This is a genomic window from Bradyrhizobium sp. 25ACV, assembly GCF_054863005.1.
The window spans coordinates 1-19033 of sequence record NZ_JAVAYO010000018.1 but is presented as its reverse complement, the minus strand read 5'-3'; the positions used below and the strand labels follow the sequence as shown (position 1 = coordinate 19033).

Sequence of the window (19033 nt, the reverse complement as noted above, 5' to 3'; positions counted from 1 at the left end):
CCCGGGCACAACGACCAATAGATAGCGTGCATGAGGGTCAGGGAAACGTGATTACGCCTCCTCTTCCTAAAGCACCAAAATGGTGCTTTAGTGCTTTCCATGAGCCAGTCGCCCCGAAACGCGCCGTCAGCGCTGCGTTACAGGCTTGCCCCTGATCCGGCCGCCAAGGCCGCGCTGGAGGCGACGTTTAGGGCTTATGACCGCATGATGGAGATCCTCGATGAGGTCGCGCGGAGCCACAATGTCGGCTCCAATGTCGTCCTGCTGCATGCCCACGCCTATGACCCGATCCGCAAACAGACCGCGCTGCCCTCGCGCCTGGTGACGCTGGGCCTGCGTGACCGCACCGAGTATCGCGCGGCGCAGGGCCGCCGTCTGCCGCTCGACGACAAGCTCGCCAAGATCAAGGGGCCGGCCACCATTTCAATCGCGACCGTCGAGGGACGCTTCAGCGTGCCCTTCGATTATGCCGGCTATGCCGAGGGCTGGGGGCAAAGTGTGCCCGCGCGCCTCATCCGCACCGACGACGGCTTTGAAGTTCACTACGGCGTCACGCCGAACAATCTGCCAGAGGAGGAGAACGCCATGGATACCATCGCTGCCGCTCCCGAAAATTTCCTGTCCCGGGTCGGACGCCTGATCGCCGGGATCGCCTATGACGCGATCGAGCAGGCGGAGGGCAAGAATAAGCTGAAAGTGGTCAGCCAGGCCATCCGCGAGATCGAGCGCGCCGAGAGCGAAGCGCGCGACGCGCTCGCCGCCGCGCGTGCCGAGGAATATCGCCTCAACGCGCGCCGTACCGAGATCGAACGCGAGATGTCCGATCTCGCGCCCAAGATCGAGGGCGCAATCGCTGACAGCCGCGACGATCTCGCCCGCGCCGGCATCGCGCGGCAGATGGATCTGGAGGCGCAGTTCGATGTGCTCTCCCGGGCCATCGACGAGAATAACGAGAAGATCGAGCAATGCATCACCTCGTTGCGCGCGGTGCTGTCTGCGCTCCAGGACGCCGAGCAGCGCCGTGCCGATCTCGAAAAGAGCGAGGCGGCGGCAAACCATCAGGCCTCGACGTCATCCCGAAAACAGGGCGGCGGCTCTGCGGCAGCGAAGGCGCTGCGGGCGGGCAGGGCGGTGGCACGCGCCACCGGCGTGCCGCCGGGCATTCCCTATTCGAGCGATATCGACGAGCTCAGCACGCTGCATCGCGACAAGGAAATTGCGGCGAGGCTCGCGCGGTTGAAGTCGCGTTCCTGAGTACCGTGTCATGAGCGCTCTGCTCGAACACGTCATGTCGCCGGAGGTCAGGCCGTTCGCGATCGCGGCGGCCATGATCCTCATCGTCGGCTCGATCGAAGTGGTCTCGATGCTGGTCGGGGCTTCCTTGAGCGAAATGCTCGGCACCAACATCGATTTCGGTCACCCCAGCGACAATGGCGTGATCAACGCCATTTCCTGGATCAATGTCGGCGGCGTGCCGCTTCTGATCTTCCTGCTGCTGCTGCTCGGCGCCTTCTCAATCACGGGCTTCCTGATCCAGGACATCGCGCGAATGGTTGCGGGGCCCTTGCCGGCAACAGTCGCCTCGGTGGGGGCCGTCGTGATCTCGGTTCCGGTGGTCCGCGCTGCCAGCAGGGCGATCGCGCGGGTCATTCCCAAGGATGAAAGCTATGCCGTGGGCTTAGGGGATCTCGTCGGCCGCATCGGTGAGGTCGTCATCGGCCCGCTCGACCAGGGACCGCCCGGCCGCGTCAGCGTCGCCGACGTCCACGGCAACCGCCATTTCGTCTGGGCGGTTGCGGCGCCGGCGTCATCGCCCCTGCCACAGGGAACCATGGTCCTGCTGGTCGATCGCGACGGCACCCGCTTCGTGGCGGTCAAGGCCGACGATGAACTCAAACCTTCCAAGCCTACTCTAAACAGCTAGCAAGTCATTATCGGAGAGCATCATGTTCGACATCGCAGTCCCGGCCATGATCGGCGTCGCGCTGATCGTCGTCCTCGGGATCGTCTTCACCATTCTCTACAAGCGCGCCACCCGCGACGAGGCCTTCGTGCGCACCGGCCTCGGCGGCAAGAAGGTCGTGCTCGACGGCGGCGCCATGATCCTGCCGATCTTCCACTCCTATGCCAGCGTCAATCTGAAGACGCTGCGGCTCACCGTGGAACGCAAGGAGCGGGAATCCCTCATCACCAAGGACCGGCTGCGCGTCGACATCGTCGCCGAATTCTACGTGCGCGTCCGCCCCGACGACGAGAGTATCGCGCTTGCGAGCCAGACGCTGGGCGCACTGACCAATGACGCCGAAGCGCTGCGAAACCAGGTCGAGGCCAAATTCGTCGACGGCCTGCGCTCGGTGGCGGCGACCATGAGCATCCTGGAGCTCCAGGAGAAACGCTCGGACTTCGTCAAACATGTGCAGGCGACAGTCGAATCCGACGTCAAATCCAACGGCCTCGAACTTGAATCCGTGTCGCTCACGAAGCTCGACCAGACCGACGTCAAGTTCTTCAACCCGGAAAACTTCTTCGACGCAGAAGGTCTCACCCAGCTCAAGACCGTCACCGAGACACGCCGGCGCGACCGCAACGCCATCGTGCGCGACAACGAGGTGGCGATCGCCCAGAAGGACCTCGAGGCGCGGCAGCAGACCCTCGGCATCGAGCGAACCAAAAAGGAAGCCGAGCTGTCGCAGGAGCGCGACATCGCCAACAAGACCGCGAGCACCCGCGCCGAGGTCGCAACCGCCACGCAGACCGCGCGCCTCACCGAGGAGAATGCCCGCATCGATACCGACAGGGCGGTCGCCGAGAAGGAGGCGGGGGCCAAGCAGGTCAAGGAAACCGCGGTGATCGAGTCCGATCTGGCGATCAACAAGCGCAAGACCGACGCCCAGCGCGAGATCCAGATCGCGACCCAGGAGAACGAGATCCAGATCGCCTCCAAGAGCAAGCAGACCTCGGAGGCCGTTGCCGAGGCCAAGACCGCCGAAGCGATCGCGGTCTCCGCGGAGGAAAAGGTCGTGACCGCACGCGCGGTCGAGGTCGCCGATCGTGCCCGTCTCACCCAGGTGCTGGCCGCGCGGACCGAGGCCGAGCGCAAATCGACCGAGCTGATCGTCGCGGCCGAAGCCGAGAAGAAGGCCTCGCTTGATCGCGCCGAGGCCGTGAAGACGCTGGCCACGGCCGAAGCCGAGTCCAACAAGATCAAGGCCGTGGGCGTGCGCAACATCGGTGAGGCCGAGGCAGCCGTCATCACCATGAAGAACGAGGCGCAGAACAAGCTCGGCGCTAACGTCATCGACTTCGAGATCGCCAAGAAGCGGATCGAGACGATGCCGTCGGCGCTGGCCGAGATGGTCAAGCCGATCGCCAACCTCAAGGACGTCCGTATCCTGCACACCGGCGGCGCGTTCGGCGGCAACGGCGCCGGCGGAGGCAATGTCGGCTTCGGCGAGGGACTCGCCGGCGAGCTTCTCAAGGTGCACGCGCTGCGTCCGATGATCGACGAGATCCTGCGCCAGAGCGGCTTTGCGCCCGGCGACGATCCCGTGAAGGCGCTGGTCGGAGCCGTGACCGGCAAGAGCAACGGCGCCGCCGTGCCGGCGCCGTTGCCGGAGAAGACCAACACCGCCGATCTATGAATGCCCGTTCATTGCTGCGGAGAATTCGAATCGATAAACAGGTTGAGCGCGTCTCGCGTCGCGCAACGTGCCGGAGTGCCGATCGATCGTCTTGAACCTTTCGATCGCACTCCGGACGAACCTTCCAAGGCAACACCATTGGTTGCCGCGGCGCCTGCGCCGATCGACGCCAGGGGCTGAAGCCTGTTTCGATCGGGGAATTTCATATGAAATATTTTCTGTCTGGACTGATCGCGATCGGCCTTTCGATTGCCGCCATGCCCTCGTTCGCAGCCGATGCCCGCAACGTCACCGTCGTCAACGAGACCGGCTATGCCATCAAATTAAATTCCTGGGCTTCAACGCGCCGGACGATGGCCTGGACGAATGGGACAATGAACTCGAGAAGGTTTTGCAGAACCAGGCCAGCACCTATGTCGAGTTCGACGAGGACGACGAGGGCTGCGTCTGGAACATCCGCGTCGACTGGCAGAGCTACGACGAAGCCGTGCTCTGGAAAAACGTCAACCTCTGCAAGATGACCGCGCTTCGGCTGCGCTACGATCCCGGCACCAAGACCACCTCGTTCCTCGCCGAATAGCCTTTGGCCGACACGGCCCGGAGGAGGGGGCGTCCCGGCCTTCCTCCGGCGCTTTGCGGATGATGACGAATTCGTCCTTTGCAAGCGCAAGCGGCTTTGTTATACGCAGCCGCGCGCGAACGACTGGTTCGCCTTTTCCTCGGTAGCTCAGCGGTAGAGCATCCGACTGTTAATCGGATGGTCGCTGGTTCGAATCCAGCCCGGGGAGCCAAATCCTTCCGCAAATTCAACGGGTTACGGGCGCATTCTTGCGTAATGCACGATCTCGTTGCCGTGCCCTCTGAACCGCGCCTTCGCGATTCCAGCTGGGAATCGCATTCAAGCAGATGTGTTGTGGGTTGGCCTCCTCACGCCATGCGGACGGCGCCAAATCGACTCAATTGAAATCGAGCTTCGCGACAGCCGGATCTTAACGGAGCTGATTCCCATGCCAGACATCCAGGTCGACCATATGGCCCCCTCGATTCTGCCGGCCGACATTCCCGAACTCAGCGACGACGAATGCCTCGCCTGTCTGGCGCGTGCGGTCGAGACGCCCGATTCGGCGCGGCTGGACGAAGTCGCCGCGCTCATCGGCCGCCTCGCGGTGGCCATCGAATAATCCGTCCCGACCCTGATGCGGTAACATGCGGATGCCTTAACCGCGCAGGCTAACGGCCGTGTTGCGTTTTGGCCGTGCATGCTCCAAAGATGCCGCGAATTTCGTCCGCGGCATCGTCCGCCTCGCAGGGTCCGCAAATGTCCGGTTTTTCGACCGCGCGCCTCAAAATGGTCGATGGCCAGGTGCGCACCAATGACGTCACCGACCGTCGTGTTCTCGATGCCATGCTCACGGTTCCGCGCGAGGCCTTCGTGCCGGCCGACCGGCAGGCGCTGGCTTATCTCGATCTCGATCTCGACGTCAGCGAAGGCGCTGCCAAGCGGTTCCTGATCAAGCCGCAGCTGACCGGCAAGCTGCTCCAGGCCGCCGAGATCGGCGAGGGCGACAACGTGCTGGTGGTGGGTTGCGCCACGGGTTATCTCGCCGCGCTGACGGCCAAGCTTGCACGGCACGTCACCGCCACCGAATGCGATTCGGCTTTGGCCGCAAAAGCCAAGGCCACCCTGAACCTTGCCAACGTCACCTGTAAGGCCGCGGCCTGCGCCGAAGGCGATCCGTCCGCCGCTCCTTACGACGTGATCATCCTCAATGGCGCGACTGAGGTCGTGCCGGAAGCGCTGCTCGGGCAGCTGAAGGAGGGCGGGCGTCTGGTGGGGGTGTCGGCCGAATCCAGGCCGCCGCGTGCCATAATCGTGACCCATACCCATGGTGAATTCGGTCATCGAGCGCTGTTCGACGCTGCCGCTCCGGTCCTTCCCGGGCTGGAACGGGCGGCCGCCTTTGTCTTCTGACGTCCAAAACGCGATAAAATCCCGTTCTGAATCAGAAGTGTGGCCGGGATGCTGCACGTGAAGAGTTTCCACCGAGAACTACCCTCAGGTAGTTCCGTCGCGCTTGACCGCGTCTTATGTTGCGGCGGGGCAACGACTCCACTCGTAGACGGTAACCCAGCTCGCGGGCACGAGCCGGGCGTTAGAATGAACGGAATTTTTGGGATGCATGGGGTGAAGCTCTTCACCGGAGCTGCGGTTTCGGTCCTGCTGCTCGCGCTTGCCGGGCCGACGCCTGCCTTGGCGGACACGATCGAGTCCGCGCTGGTGCGCGCCTATCAGAACAATCCACAGCTCAACGCACAGCGCGCCCAGGTGCGCTCGACTGACGAAAACGTGCCGCAGGCGCTGTCGGGATATCGCCCGAAGGTCGCGCTGACGGCGAGCGGGGGCATTCAGTACTCGGACTTCAAAAGCGCCTCCAACAGCGATCCAATTAACGGTAAAGGCTATCCCCGAAGCGTGGGACTGACTGCCACCCAGACGCTCTACAACGGCAACCAGACCGCCAACAGAACGCGCGCCGCGGAGAGTCAGGTTTCCGGCTCCCGCGAGGCGCTGCGCAGCCTCGATCAGAGCATATTGCTCCTGGCCGCCACGACCTACATGGATTATCTGCGCGACTCGGCGACGCTCGAAGTCCAGCGCAGCAACGTGCGGGTGCTCGAGCAGACGCTCAAGCAGACTCGTGACCGCTTCAACGTCGGCGAAGTGACGCGCACCGACGTTGCGCAATCGGAAGCACAGCTGGCGGCTGGCAGGACGCAGGCCCTGACCGCGGAAGCAAATCTCACCACGACGCGCGCGAACTTCCGCCGCATCATCGGCAACGAGCCGACGAATCTGGCACCCGGCTCGCCGGTGGACCGTTTCCTGCCTGCGACGCTGGCTGCCGCGGTCGAACTCGGCCTCGTCGAGCATCCGAACGTCACGGCCGCGATGTTCGGCATTGACGTCAACTTCTTGCAGGTCAAGGTTGCCGAGGGTGCTCTGCTGCCCACGGTCACCCTGCAGGCGGGCGTGACCCAGGCCTACGAGCAATCTTTGATTCAGTACCGCTCGCTCAGCGCTTCCGCGCTCGCGCAGATCTCGGTGCCGATCTATCAGGGCGGTAGCGAATATTCGCTGATCCGCCAGTCCAAGGAAAACCTGGCGCAGCAACGTCTCAACCTCGAAAACACGCGGGATCAGACCCGCGCCACTGTCGTGCAGTGGTGGGGTTCGCTGCAGGCCGGCAAGGCGCAGGTGCAATCGGCGCAAGCGCAGGTGACGGCGTCCGAGATCGCGCTGAACGGCGTGCGTGAAGAGGCCAAGGCCGGTCAGCGCACCACGCTCGACGTGCTCAACGCGCAGCAGGCGCTGGTCAATGCGCGCGTCGCGCTGGTGACCGCGCAGCACGACCGGGTTGTTGCATCCTATAACGTCCTCTCGGCCGTCGGCCGTCTCGCGCCGCAGGTCCTCGGCCTTGCGACCACGGTTTACGATCCCAGCGTTCACTACCATCAGGTCCGCGACAGCTGGGCCGGCGTGCGTACGCCTGACGGGCGCTGATTCCCGTTCTTGTCCGGTCGGCCTCGTGAATTGCCGAGGCCGACCGGCGCTTTGCTTGCAATCATCAAAATCCCTGACATAGCCTTGCCAAGACGATGCGGGTCGATTCGCCTCGCAGTGATGCCGTGTGCGTAAAGCTTGAGTGCCGGGGGCAGGGGCGCACCGCTGCACGTTGAGCCGTGATCTGGGGACAAGTCGGGCTGCCGCGACGAAAATGTCGGGCCACCCATCCGGAACCGGCCAATCCTGTCGTGCTTGGTGTAAAACAACGCATGCGAGGGCGTTGATGATGTGGAGTCGGAGATGACGCAGCCTGCAAAGGTCACAGAACCCTCGATGGAGGAGATTCTGGCCTCGATCCGGCGCATCATTGCCGACGATGAGGCCAAGCCGCCGCCGGCGGAGGCTGCAAAGCCCGCGCCGGCTCCTGCTGCGCCCGCACCCAAGCCGCAGGCGATGAACGACATTCCGCCCTCCAAGGTTGCCCCTGCCAAGCCTGCCGCTGAAAAACCTGCGCCACCTCCGGCCGCAAAGCCGGCACCGGCCCCACCGCCTGCGGCGGAGGCATCGCCGAACAGCCAGGACGACATCGACGCGCTGTTGGCGGGGCTCGATACGGCCACAACCGCGCCGGAGGTCCGCGAGCCTGAGCCGGAGCCCGAGCCTGAGCCCGACGTGCTCGAATTGACCGACGAGATGGCGATGGACCCGACGCCGCCTCCGCCGCCGCCGAGCTTCCGCAAGGTCGAGCCGCGCGACGATCTTGAATTCGCCGAATCGCCGCCGCCGCGTCCGACGCCGCCACCGTCTTACGCGCCGGTGGATTTCGATGCCCCGCCGCTGCCGCCGCAGCAGCCCATGCTCGCGCAGTCGACCGTCTCGGCGGTTGAATCCGCCTTCAACTCCCTGGCCCATACGGTGCTGAGCAGCAATGCACGGACGCTGGAGGATCTGGTCAAGGAGATGCTGCGTCCGATGCTAAAATCCTGGCTCGACGACAATTTGCCGGGGCTCGTTGAACGCATCGTGAAGGCCGAAATCGAGCGGGTCTCGCGCGGCGGCCGCTGAGACGGTCGTGCGGCCCCGATAAAGCCCTGCTCCTGTGGCATATTCGGTCTGCGGACCGGGCTGGAAAGCCTTTGCCGCTGAGCTTCCCGTTGACTTGACCCGCACTCGCGGCTTTCTAACAGCCCCATGATCGAGAAAAATTACCAGCCCGCCGATATCGAAGCCCGCATGTCCGTGGTGTGGGAGGACAGCCTTGCCTTCAAGGCCGGCCGCCCGGACCGCCGCGACGCCGTGCCCTTTACCATCGTGATCCCGCCGCCGAACGTGACGGGCTCGCTGCATATGGGCCACGCCCTCAACAACACGCTGCAGGACATCCTGTGCCGGTTCGAGCGCATGCGCGGCCGCGACGTGCTGTGGCAGCCCGGCACAGACCATGCCGGCATCGCCACCCAGATGGTGGTCGAGCGGCAACTGATGGAGCGCCAGCAGCCCGGCCGCCGGGAGATGGGCCGCGAGAAATTCCTGGAGCGGGTTTGGCAGTGGAAAGCCGAGAGCGGCGACACCATCATCAACCAGCTCAAGCGGCTCGGCGCCTCCTGCGATTGGTCGCGCGAACGCTTCACCATGGACGAGGGCCTGTCGAAGGCCGTCATCAAGGTGTTCGTCGAGCTGCACCGCGACGGCCTGATCTACAAGGACAAGCGGCTGGTGAACTGGGACACCAAGCTGCTCACCGCGATCTCTGATCTCGAGGTGCAGCAGACCGAGGTGAAGGGCCACCTCTGGTATCTGCGCTATCCGATCGAGGGCAAGACGTTCAATCCTGAGGATCCCTCGAGCTTCATCGTCGTCGCCACCACGCGCCCCGAGACCATGCTGGCCGATACCGGCGTTGCCGTGCATCCCGAGGACGAGCGCTACCTGAAGCTGGTCGGCAAGAACGTGATCCTGCCGCTGGTCGGCCGCAAGATCCAGATCGTCGCCGACGACTATTCCGATCCGGAGAAGGGCTCTGGCGCGGTCAAGGTGACGCCGGCGCACGACTTCAACGATTTCGAGGTCGGCAATCGCCACGGTCTGCGCCGCATCAGCGTGCTGGATAGGGAAGGTTGCCTCGATCTCGTCGACAACGAGGACTATCTGCGCGACCTGCCGGAAGGCGCCGGACAATTCGCCGAGGAATTCCACAAGGTCGATCGCTTCGCTGCGCGCAAGCGCATCGTCGAGCGGCTGGAATCGTTCGGCTTCGTCGAGCGGATCGAGCCGCATACCCACATGGTGCCGCACGGCGATCGCTCCAACAGCGTGATCGAGCCCTACCTGACCGACCAGTGGTATGTCGACGCCAAGACGCTGGCCAAACCGGCGATCGCGGCGGTGCGGTCGGGCGAGACGTCGTTCGTGCCGAAAAACTGGGAAAAGACCTATTTCGAGTGGATGGAGAACATCCAGCCCTGGTGCATCTCGCGCCAGCTCTGGTGGGGTCACCAGATTCCGGCCTGGTACGGCCCTGATGGCAAGGTGTTCGTCGCCGAGACCGAGGAGGAGGCCGTCAGCCACGCGCTCGGCTACTACGTCGAGCAGGAAGTCATCACGGCCGAGCAGGGCCGCGAGATGGCGCTCGACCGCAACAAGCGCGAGGGCTTCATCACCCGCGACGAGGACGTGCTCGATACCTGGTTCTCCTCGGCGCTGTGGCCGTTCTCGACGCTCGGCTGGCCCGAGGATGCTCCCGAGGTGCAGCGCTACTACCCGACCAATGCGCTGGTGACCGGCTTCGACATCATCTTCTTCTGGGTCGCCCGCATGATGATGATGGGCCTGCACTTCATGAAGGAGGTGCCGTTCTCGACCATCTACATTCACGCCCTCGTCCGCGATGAGAAGGGCGCCAAGATGTCGAAGTCGAGGGGCAACGTCATCGATCCGCTCAACCTGATCGATGAATACGGCGCGGACGCGCTGCGCTTCACGCTGGCCGCGATGGCGGCGCAGGGCCGCGACATCAAGCTCGCCACCAGCCGCGTCGAGGGCTACCGCAATTTCGCGACCAAGCTCTGGAATGCGTCCCGCTTCGCCGAGATGAACCATTGCGCCGTGCCCGAAGGTTTCGAGCCGGCGAAGGCCAAGGAGACGTTGAACCGCTGGATCGCGCATGAGAGCGCGCACACCACGCGTGAGGTGACCGAGGCGATCGAGGCCTATCGCTTCAACGATGCCGCCGGCGCGATCTACCGCTTCGTCTGGAACGTCTATTGCGACTGGTATGTCGAGCTCGCCAAGCCCGTGCTGCTGGGTCCCGACAGCCCGGCCAAGGACGAAACGCGTGCCATGGTCGCCTGGGCGCGCGATGAGATCCTCAAGCTGCTGCATCCCTTCATGCCCTTCATCACCGAGGAGCTGTGGGAAGTGACGGCCAAGCGCGACGGCCTGCTCGCATTGGCGCAATGGCCGCTGAAGCCGGCCGAGCCGACGCCGGAGCAACTCGCAATCCTCGCTGCAGCGGCCGGACCGACCGAACCGCTGATGTCGCCGATGCTGGTCATGCCGATCTTCGACCATGCCGACTTCACCGATCCCAAGGCGGAAGCCGAGATCGGCTGGGTCATCGACCTGATCACGCAGATCCGTTCGGTGCGTGCCGAGATGAACATTTCGCCGGCAACGCTGACGGCGCTGGTGCTGGTCGGCGCTTCCGCCGAAACCAGGGAGCGCGTGCCGCGCTGGACCGACGTCATCAAGCGCATGGCGCGGCTGTCGGACATCTCCTTCGCCGACCGCGCGCCCGACGGTGCGGTGCAGCTCCTCGTCCGTGGCGAAGTGGCCGCGCTGCCGCTGAAGGGCGTGATCGACGTCGCTGCCGAGCGCACGCGTCTCGACAAGGAGATCGGCAAGGCCGACGCCGACATCAAGCGCGCCGAGTCCAAGCTGGCGAATGAAAAGTTCGTCGCCAACGCGGCCGAGGAGGTCGTCGAGGAGGAGCGCGAAAAGCGCGAGGCCGCGCTCGCGCGCAAAGCCAAGCTGCTCGAAGCGCTGGAGCGGCTGAAGCAGGCGTCGTAGGCCTATTTCGGAAACGGCTTGCTCAAAAACTTCGAGCCCCTGACGCCATAGCGCCAGGGCAGCTCGACGGCCTTGGTGATGCCGATCCGGATGCCGGCGACCACCTCCAACTCCTCGGTCCGCGCATGCAGCGCGATCGGAGGCCGGTCCAGCGGCAGCGTGTTGTGCGCGATGGTGATGCCGAGCGCCTCGGTCAGCTTGCCCGGACCCGAGCACAGCGCGTGCGCATCCTGGAGATGACGGCGGCGGCGCATGGCGGCGATCCCGTGCGTCGGCTCCAGCGCGCGGATCAGCACGGCGCTGGCTGAGCCTTCCTCCTCGCAGACGAAGTTCACGCACCAGTGGATGCCGTAGGAGCGATAGACATAGGCAAAGCCCGGCGGGCCGAACATCACCTGGTTCCGCGGCGTCGGCCCGTTGTAGGAGTGCGCCGCCGGCTCGGTATGATGATAGGCCTCGACCTCGACAATGACGCCGCCGACGCCGTCGACCAGCATGGTGGCACCGATCAGGTCCCGGGCGACCTCGCGGACATCGCGGTCGAAAAAGCCGCGCTTGAGCAGCTTGCCGAGGCGCTGGGGTGAGGACTTCGAGCTTGGAGCCATTCGAGGTGAGAATCGCCTGAGAACAGAGCAGGATATTGCCCATATCTGCCATGTTCCCTGAAGCGGCGCGAGCCGGGTTGCGGCAGGCAGGCAGACAGACTAGGTAGGACCTGAACAGACCGGACAGACCATGGTCGTTATTGTCGATACCATCACGAACCCGCTGCGCCCGCGCCACCCTGAAAAGGTGAATCGCCCTGACTCCGCTTCGCCGCCGAAGCCGGACTGGATCCGCGTGCGCGCGCCAAATACCCGTGGCTATGCCGACACCCGCAACATCGTGCGGTCCAACGGCCTGCACACCGTGTGCGAGGAAGCGGGCTGCCCGAACATCGGCGAGTGCTGGGACAAAAAGCACGCCACCTTCATGATCATGGGTGACACCTGCACCCGTGCCTGCGCGTTCTGCAACGTCAAGACCGGCCTGCCCAATGCGCTGGATGCAGCCGAGCCTGAGAACGTCGCCGAGGCGACCGCCAAGCTGGGCCTCGCCCACGTCGTCATCACCTCCGTGGACCGCGACGACCTCGCTGACGGCGGCGCCGAGCATTTTGCCCAGACCATCCGGGCCATCCGCGCCGCGTGCCCCACGACCACGATCGAGATCCTGACGCCCGACTTCCTGCGCAAGGAGGGGGCGCTCGAGGTGGTCGCTGCCGCCAAGCCCGACGTCTTCAACCACAATCTCGAGACCGTGCCGTCGCGCTATCTCACGGTGCGGCCGGGCGCGCGCTATTTCCATTCGATCCGGCTGTTGCAGCGGGTCAAGGAGCTCGATCCCACCATCTTCACCAAGTCCGGCATCATGGTCGGCCTCGGCGAGGAGCGCCACGAGGTGCAGCAGGTAATGGACGATCTGCGCTCCGCCGAGGTCGATTTCCTGACCATCGGCCAGTATTTACAGCCGACCCGCAAGCACCACGCGGTGATGCGCTATGTGCCGCCGGACGAGTTCGCCTCTTACGAGAAGGTCGCCTACACCAAGGGCTTCCTGATGGTGTCGGCGAGCCCGCTCACCCGCTCGTCGCATCATGCCGGCGAGGACTTTGCGAGACTGAAGGCCGCGCGGGCCGCGACCGCCCGCTGAACCGCCATGCCCAAATTTTCGAGCAAGCGCCGTGTCAATCACAGCGCCACCGAGATGTTCGATCTGGTCGCCGATGTCGAGCGCTACCCGGAATTCGTGCCGCTGTGCAGCGCGCTGAAGGTGCGCCAGCGTATAGCCAAGCCGGATGGCACCGAGGTGTTGGTCGCCGACATGACGGTGTCGTTCAAGCTGGTCAAGGAATCCTTCACCAGTCGCGTGAGCCTCGACCGAGCCAATCTGAAGATCCTGGTCGAATATCTGCAAGGTCCTTTCAGCAACCTGGAAAACCGTTGGACGTTCGAGCCCAAAGGCGAGGGCGTCTGCGACGTCGGGTTCTTCCTGTCCTACGAATTCAAGAGCCGCATGCTGGCGCTGCTGATGGGCTCGATGTTCGATGCCGCGTTCGCACGCTTCTCGACCGCGTTCGAGAAGCGGGCAGATGCGATTTACGGGCGGAAGCTGGCGTCGTCGTAGGTGTCGATCGCCTGTAGCCCGGATGGAGCGAAGCCTAGTCCGGGGCAGTTCGCGCGTCGAAGCACCGTCCCGGATTGCGCTTCGCTCCATCCGGGCTACGAGAATCGACCTCAATCCACCGCCTTCACCACATCCGGCGGCTGCGAGGCGTAATACGCCGCGGCCTGCTCGATCTCCTGCGGCGTCATTGCGCGGGCGATGTTGCGCATCTGCTGACTGATGTCGTTGCGCCGTTCACCGGAGGCGAAGGCGTGGAGCTGCGCCTTCATGTAGGCCTCGGACTGACCCTCCAGCCACGGGCTGCCGGTCTTGTTGTCGAGGCTGCCATGGCAGGAGCCGCAGGGCGCGATCCCGCGCATCGGCGCGCCGTAGATGACGATGTTGGGTTTCGGCAGTTGCGGCGTCGGGTGATAGGCCGGAAGCCGCGGCAGATAGGCGTAATAGTTCGAGAGATCGGCGATCTCCTGGTCGGTCAGGTTGACCGCAAACGGCGACATCACGGCATTGGTGCGCGCACCCGAGCGGAAATCGTGCAGCTCTTTGTAGATCACGGCCGCATACTGGCCGGCGAGATTGGGCGAGTCGGCGCGGCTGACGCCGGTGGGGCCGTGGCAGATCGCGCAGCGCTGCGCCAGCGTCGCGCCGCGGCCGATCGCCTCCTGGCTCGGGCGCGACAGCGTGTTTGAGGTCAGAACGACTTCGGACAGGCGTTTTGCCTGTTCGGGCGCCGTGACGCTGGCCGCACGCTGCGGTACGCCGGCGGCACTGCAGATCGCATCCCAGACGCCGGCGAACTGAACCCAGGGCTGTGCGAACGGCAGCACGATGAAGCCGGCAATCGCGGTGACGAGGAGGATCGCAGCGGTGATGCCGACGCCAGTCCTGAAATGGCTGTTGCGGAGAGTAAAGAGGTCGCGCGTGCTCATCACTGCGCCCCCACATAGACGGCCGGCACCGAGGTACCCGAACTCAGCGCCAGATTCAGGATCGGATAGCCGTAATTGGTCAGCGTGAGGCCGATCATCAGCGCAACCCACAGCGCGTGGGTGTTGAGCGCGACCGGGACGGTTATCGGCTGATGCACGGCCAGCGCGAAGCGATAGGGCCCAGCGTCGATTTGAGGCGCGCGCATGCCACGCGCCAGGATGACGATGAACATGATGCCCGAGGCCAGCAGGATGAAGCCGCCGATCGCCGAGAGGGTGACGGAGAGCGCCTGCGGCGCGATCGCGGGATCGCCGAAGTCGAAATAGGCCATGCGGCGCGGCATGCCCAGAATGCCGACCCAGTGCCACGGGAAGGTCGTCACGATCATGCCGATGAACCACAGCCAGAGCTGGGTGCGGATCAGGCGGATATCGATCAGCTCGCGCCCGGTCAGATGCGGCCAAAGATCATAGGCGATCGCGAAATACATGATGACGATGGCGCCGCCGAAGATCAGGTGGAAATGCCCGGTGATCCACTGCGTGTTGTGAATCGAGGCATCGAGCTGATAGCTCATGTTGATGAGGCCGCCGGCCCCGCCGAAGCCGAGCATGACGAAGGAGAACGCCAGCGCCAGCATCATCGGGTTGTCCCAGGGCAGGGCCCCGATCCAGCCGAACATGCCGCGGCCGCCGCGCAGACGAGCCGCGATCTCGACCGACGCGCAGATCGTGAACACGGTCAGCAGCGTCGGCAGCGCGACCAGCGCCGTGAAGGCGGAATGGATGAACTTGAAGCCGGCGCCTACTTGCGGATCGGCAAAGGTGTGGTGCATGCCGATCGGCATCGACACCACCAGGAACAGGATGAAGGAGATCCGCGCCATCGAGTCGGAATAGACGCGGCCGCCGATCGCGCGCGGCACGATGGTGTAATAGGCGATGTAGGTCGGCATCAGCCAGAAATAGACGATGGCGTGCAGCGTCCATGAGAAGAAGATGCGCGCCAGGCCGGCATCGATGGTCGCCTTGAGGCCTGCCGCAACCGGAATAATCTGGAGCAGCAGTTCGAGCGCGGCGCCGACCGCGGTCCAGGCCCAGAGGTAGGAGCCTGCGACATTGGCGAACATTGCGAGCGGCACCGGCGCGCCGGGATTGGCCTTCCGCCAGACGCGCAGATTGACCGACATCAGCGCGACCCAGATCCAGGAGCCGACCACGACCAGGACGACGCCGAGATAATAGAAGACGTTGCCGATCAGCGGCGGATAGAAGGTGTAGAGCACCGAGGCGCGGCCGAGCGCGATCGGGATCACCGCCATGATGCTGCCGGCGACGATCAACCAGAATCCTGCCCAGGCCCAGCGCACGCCGACCAGGCGCTGCTGTAGCGCGGACTCGCTGATGGCGTAGCCGAATGCCATCGCCACCAGGGTCGGGAAGACGTAGCCCATCACCGTGCCGTGGGCGGTCAGCGAGCGGTAATAGAGCTCGGGGTTGGAGAGCCATGTGCCGATCGGGCTGCGGATGAATATCTGCCAGGCGCCAAGCGTGAGCGCGATGCCGAACACGGCGAAGGCCAGCCAGAAATGGGCGAGGATGAGCTTCCTATTGACCAACACAGCTCAGCCTCCCGCCACCCTTCGCGCGATCGGCGAATTCGGTCTTGTCGATCACCTTGACCTTGCCCCACATGCCCTCGTGGCCAAAGCTGCAAAACTCCTGGCAGGGCATCAGATAGTCGCCGGTCTTCGTGAAGCGCATCAGCTGCTCGGAGATATAGCCTGGCACCAGCATGGCGTTGACGTTGGTACCCTGAATGAGGATGCCGTGGACGACATCGGCGCTGGTGGCCCGAAGCGTGATCGGCGTATCCGCGGGCACCACGATGCAGGCCGGCGTGAAGGAATATTGCTGGCCGATCGCGCGCACGGTGACATTGCCGTTGGCCTCCAGCACGCTGCCGAGATTGCTCTCGACGAATTCGCCGGACAGATGCAGGCGGGAGGGATCGGTGATCTCGACGCGCGGCTGCGGCATGGTCGCGCGATGGATGCCGGCGAATGCCGCCAGCAGCGCCATCATCACGATGATGATCACGGCGATGGTGGCCCAGCGCCGCTCGACGCGGGCGGCGACCTCGGCGCTGTCGTGATGAGTTTCCTCTGCGCTCATTGCAGCGATCCGCGGGGCAGGAAGACAAACAGATAGAAGGCGAGCCACATCGCGACCACACAGGCGGTGGCGATGCCGGCGAGCACGATCGCGCCGGACGGACCTTGCGCGACGACCTCCTCGACGGCCTGGTCGGCGCTAGCGGGGCTGGTCGGCGGATCGGAGTTGATCATGTGGGTCTCAATTCAGCGGTGCGGAACGCAGCTCGTTGGCCTCGCGCGCCGAGACCGGCGTGCCGCGATTGCCCCAGGCGGTGCGGATGTAGGAGACGACGGCGGCGATCCCGTTGTCGGACAACAGGCCAGCGAACGGCGGCATGCCGTAGGGCATCGGGTTGCCCTTGGTGCCGGGCGGATAGCCGCCATTGAGCACCATGCGGATCGGATTGACCGCCGACTGCATCTCGATCGACTGGTTGTTGGCGAGCGGCGGCCAGTGTGGCGGTTTGCCTTCGCCCTGGGTGCCATGACAGCTCGCGCACTGCTTGTCGTAGACGGTCTTGCCGAGGCTGATCAGCAGGCTGCTCTCGGTGGTCGGCAGTGTCGAGCTTGCCGGCGGCGGAGGCGAGGGCTCCGCAATGCCCTTGAGGTATACCGCCATCGCCTTGGTGTCCTCGTCGTTGAGATATTGCAGGCTGTTGTGCACGACCTCGGCCATCGGGCCGTAGACCACGCCGCGCATGGAGACGCCGGTCTGCAGCAGGTCGGTGATGTCCTTGATGCTCCAGTCGCCGAGGCCGGCCTCGCGGTTTGACGTCAGCGAGGGCGCGTACCAGTTCTGCATCGGGATCAGGCCGCCTTTGAAGGCGTCCGATTGCGAGGTGCCGCCGAGCGCGTTGATCGGCGAATGGCACATGCCGCAATGGCCGAGACCCTCGACCAGATAGGCGCCGCGATTCCATTCCGCTGATTTCTTCGGGTCGGGCTTGAACTCGCCTTCGCTGAAGAACAGCGTGCGCCATCCCAGGATGAGCTGCCGGTTGTCGTAGGGAAAGCGCAATTCGTGCGGCTTGTTCTTCTGGCTCACCGGCGCGATCGAGCGCAGATAGGCGAAGATCGCGTCGCTGTCGGCGCGGGTCACCTTGGTGTAGGACGCGAACGGCATGGCCGGATAGATCAACCCGCCGTCCGGGAAGCGGCCGCTGTGCATGGTCTTGTAGAAGTCGTCGGCGCTCCATTTGCCGATTCCGGTATCCGGGTCCGGCGTGATGTTGGAGGTGTAGAGCGTGCCGAACGGCGTCGGCATGGCGCGGCCGCCGGCGAACAGGCGGCCCTCCGGCGCGGTATGGCAGGCCGTGCAGTCGCCGGCGCGGGCGAGATATTCGCCGCGCGCGATGATGTCGCTGCTCTTGTCCTGCGCCTGCGCGGCCGCGGTGAGCGCGGCGAGGGCCAGGAGCTTGATCGATATGAGTGTGATCGACAGTTTCGAGCCCATCATCCGCCTCGTTAGTTGGGCTGGCTGCCGCAGCCGAAAGGCAGCGCGTAGCTGCCTTTCGGCACGGGGGCCGGGTTCGTGGGCGCCGGCCGTGTCGCGAGCCAGGCTGCGACGGCGGTAACATCTGCCTCCGTCAGATGGCCTGCGACTTGCTGCATGCAGTCTGGCGACTTCGCCGTGCGGGTGCCGTAACGCCAGGCGCCGAGCTGGGCGCTGATGTAATTGGCGCGCAGGCCGAGCAGGCCGGGGATGCCGGGTTGCATGCCTGCGAGTCCCGGGCCATGGCAGCTCACGCAGGCCGGAATGTTGCGGCTGGCATCGCCGCTGGTGGCGAGCAGCTCGCCCTGCGCCAGCACGTCCTTGCTGACCTCGCTCGGCGCCGGCTGCGGCAGCGGCGGATGTTCGCCGGCAAAATATTCCGCCATCGCCTCCAGATACGGATCAGGCAGAAACTCCAGCAGATAGTTCATGGGCGGATATTTGCGGCGGCCGCTGCGGAAGGCGAGCAGCTGATTGTAGAGATAGCCGGCGGGCTTGCCGGCAAGCCGCGGGAAATAGACGTCGCTGGTGCCTTCGCCCTTGTTGCCGTGACAGGGCGTGCAGGCCTCGACCCGCGCCGCCATCGTATCCGGCGGCTGGTTGGCCGTCTGTGCGGCCGCACCATCAATGGTGGCCAAGGTGATGGTTACGGCGACTGAAGCCGCGGCGCGAGCGAACAATTTCGTCGCCCTCCAAAATGCTGGTCCGGTTGATTCCAGATCACAACGTAGGGCGGCATTATTGCGCCAATATTTTCTCGCGCAAGATCGGAGACGCGTGATGACGTTTGGTCGCGCCGTCCGCATTCGCGATTGCGATCGAATTGGACAGACTTACGTGCTTTTTTCGAAAACTGAACATCACGCTGCGGTCTCGCGGCAGTTCCTGCCCGAGTCCTGCATTGGTCATGTCGCCCTCAGATGTCAGAGGGCGCAGGGAAGGCCGGGTGCCGGCTGGCACCCGCGGTCCACTGTGCTAAACCTGCGTGACAAGAAGCTGCACAGCGGCATACAGGTGTA

General features: G+C 64.5%; 19 protein-coding genes and 1 tRNA gene. 13 read left to right on the top strand and 7 right to left on the bottom strand.

Going from position 1 to position 19033, the window contains the following annotated elements; genetic code table 11:
• The first annotated feature begins 90 nt into the window (after positions 1-90).
• From RAD04_RS31745 to RAD04_RS31700, 10 genes are all read left to right on the top strand, one after another.
• Positions 91-1254 (top strand): PspA/IM30 family protein, encoded by a 1164-nt coding sequence (locus tag RAD04_RS31745; RefSeq protein WP_461626944.1) that lies wholly within the window; start codon positions 91-93, stop codon positions 1252-1254.
• A gap of 10 nt (positions 1255-1264) precedes the next feature.
• A complete protein-coding gene (locus RAD04_RS31740; protein WP_461626943.1) occupies positions 1265-1924 on the top strand; it encodes an OB-fold-containig protein in 660 nt (219 codons plus the stop codon).
• A 22-nt stretch (positions 1925-1946) separates the two neighbouring features.
• Positions 1947-3641, top strand: a complete 1695-nt coding sequence (locus tag RAD04_RS31735) for a flotillin family protein (RefSeq protein ID WP_461626942.1) — start codon at positions 1947-1949, stop codon at positions 3639-3641.
• A 391-nt stretch (positions 3642-4032) separates the two neighbouring features.
• Positions 4033-4221 (top strand): hypothetical protein, encoded by a 189-nt coding sequence (locus RAD04_RS31730; protein WP_461626941.1) that lies wholly within the window; start codon positions 4033-4035, stop codon positions 4219-4221.
• A 136-nt stretch (positions 4222-4357) separates the two neighbouring features.
• Positions 4358-4432, top strand: a tRNA-Asn gene (locus tag RAD04_RS31725).
• A 216-nt stretch (positions 4433-4648) separates the two neighbouring features.
• Positions 4649-4822, top strand: coding sequence for a hypothetical protein (locus RAD04_RS31720; RefSeq protein WP_018320416.1), 174 nt, complete (start codon positions 4649-4651; stop codon positions 4820-4822).
• 137 nt (positions 4823-4959) lie between these two features.
• The gene (locus RAD04_RS31715) at positions 4960-5613 is read left to right on the top strand and encodes a protein-L-isoaspartate O-methyltransferase family protein (RefSeq protein WP_461626940.1); all 654 of its coding nucleotides are present in this window, start codon (positions 4960-4962) and stop codon (positions 5611-5613) included.
• A gap of 204 nt (positions 5614-5817) precedes the next feature.
• Entirely contained in the window at positions 5818-7203 is a 1386-nt protein-coding gene (locus tag RAD04_RS31710) for a TolC family outer membrane protein (RefSeq protein WP_104463725.1), read from the top strand.
• Between the two features lie 303 nt (positions 7204-7506).
• Positions 7507-8271: a PopZ family protein gene (locus RAD04_RS31705; RefSeq protein ID WP_165637336.1), complete on the top strand. Its 765-nt coding sequence runs from the start codon at positions 7507-7509 to the stop codon at positions 8269-8271.
• 126 nt (positions 8272-8397) lie between these two features.
• Positions 8398-11274: a valine--tRNA ligase gene (locus RAD04_RS31700; RefSeq protein ID WP_461626939.1), complete on the top strand. Its 2877-nt coding sequence runs from the start codon at positions 8398-8400 to the stop codon at positions 11272-11274.
• Between the two features lie 2 nt (positions 11275-11276).
• Here the strand turns inward: RAD04_RS31700 and RAD04_RS31695 are convergent, their stop codons facing one another.
• Complete coding sequence (locus RAD04_RS31695; RefSeq protein ID WP_461626938.1) at positions 11277-11879, bottom strand: DNA-3-methyladenine glycosylase; 603 nt, start codon at positions 11877-11879, stop codon at positions 11277-11279.
• A gap of 130 nt (positions 11880-12009) precedes the next feature.
• On the opposite strand from RAD04_RS31695, the gene lipA reads away from it, so the two are divergent.
• Both lipA and RAD04_RS31685 read left to right on the top strand, forming a co-directional pair.
• Entirely contained in the window at positions 12010-12966 is a 957-nt protein-coding gene (gene lipA, locus RAD04_RS31690) for a lipoyl synthase (RefSeq protein ID WP_461626937.1), read from the top strand.
• Positions 12967-12972: 6 nt separating this feature from the next.
• Complete coding sequence (locus tag RAD04_RS31685; protein WP_461626936.1) at positions 12973-13440, top strand: type II toxin-antitoxin system RatA family toxin; 468 nt, start codon at positions 12973-12975, stop codon at positions 13438-13440.
• A 110-nt stretch (positions 13441-13550) separates the two neighbouring features.
• Here RAD04_RS31685 and RAD04_RS31680 read toward each other — a convergent pair whose 3' ends face one another.
• From RAD04_RS31680 to RAD04_RS31655, 6 genes are read right to left on the bottom strand one after another with little or no spacing between them, the layout of a single operon-like run.
• The gene (locus RAD04_RS31680) at positions 13551-14366 is read right to left on the bottom strand and encodes a c-type cytochrome (protein ID WP_461626935.1); all 816 of its coding nucleotides are present in this window, start codon (positions 14364-14366) and stop codon (positions 13551-13553) included.
• Positions 14366-15988 carry a b(o/a)3-type cytochrome-c oxidase subunit 1 gene (locus tag RAD04_RS31675; RefSeq protein ID WP_461626934.1) on the bottom strand — a complete coding sequence of 541 codons (1623 nt, stop codon included), beginning with the start codon at positions 15986-15988 and terminating at the stop codon, positions 14366-14368. Before RAD04_RS31675 ends, RAD04_RS31680 begins: the two co-directional genes overlap by 1 nt.
• Entirely contained in the window at positions 15975-16541 is a 567-nt protein-coding gene (locus RAD04_RS31670) for a cytochrome C oxidase subunit II (protein WP_461618717.1), read from the bottom strand. Before RAD04_RS31670 ends, RAD04_RS31675 begins: the two co-directional genes overlap by 14 nt.
• The gene (locus tag RAD04_RS31665; RefSeq protein WP_018320427.1) at positions 16538-16714 is read right to left on the bottom strand and encodes a hypothetical protein; all 177 of its coding nucleotides are present in this window, start codon (positions 16712-16714) and stop codon (positions 16538-16540) included. Before RAD04_RS31665 ends, RAD04_RS31670 begins: the two co-directional genes overlap by 4 nt.
• A gap of 7 nt (positions 16715-16721) precedes the next feature.
• On the bottom strand, positions 16722-17978 hold the full coding sequence (locus RAD04_RS31660) for a c-type cytochrome (RefSeq protein ID WP_461626933.1): 1257 nt from the start codon (positions 17976-17978) through the stop codon (positions 16722-16724).
• A gap of 8 nt (positions 17979-17986) precedes the next feature.
• Positions 17987-18694 carry a c-type cytochrome gene (locus RAD04_RS31655; RefSeq protein WP_038970296.1) on the bottom strand — a complete coding sequence of 236 codons (708 nt, stop codon included), beginning with the start codon at positions 18692-18694 and terminating at the stop codon, positions 17987-17989.
• Between the two features lie 100 nt (positions 18695-18794).
• On the opposite strand from RAD04_RS31655, the gene RAD04_RS31650 reads away from it, so the two are divergent.
• The coding region (locus RAD04_RS31650; protein WP_461626932.1) for a hypothetical protein at positions 18795-19033 on the top strand (239 nt) is incomplete at its 3' end.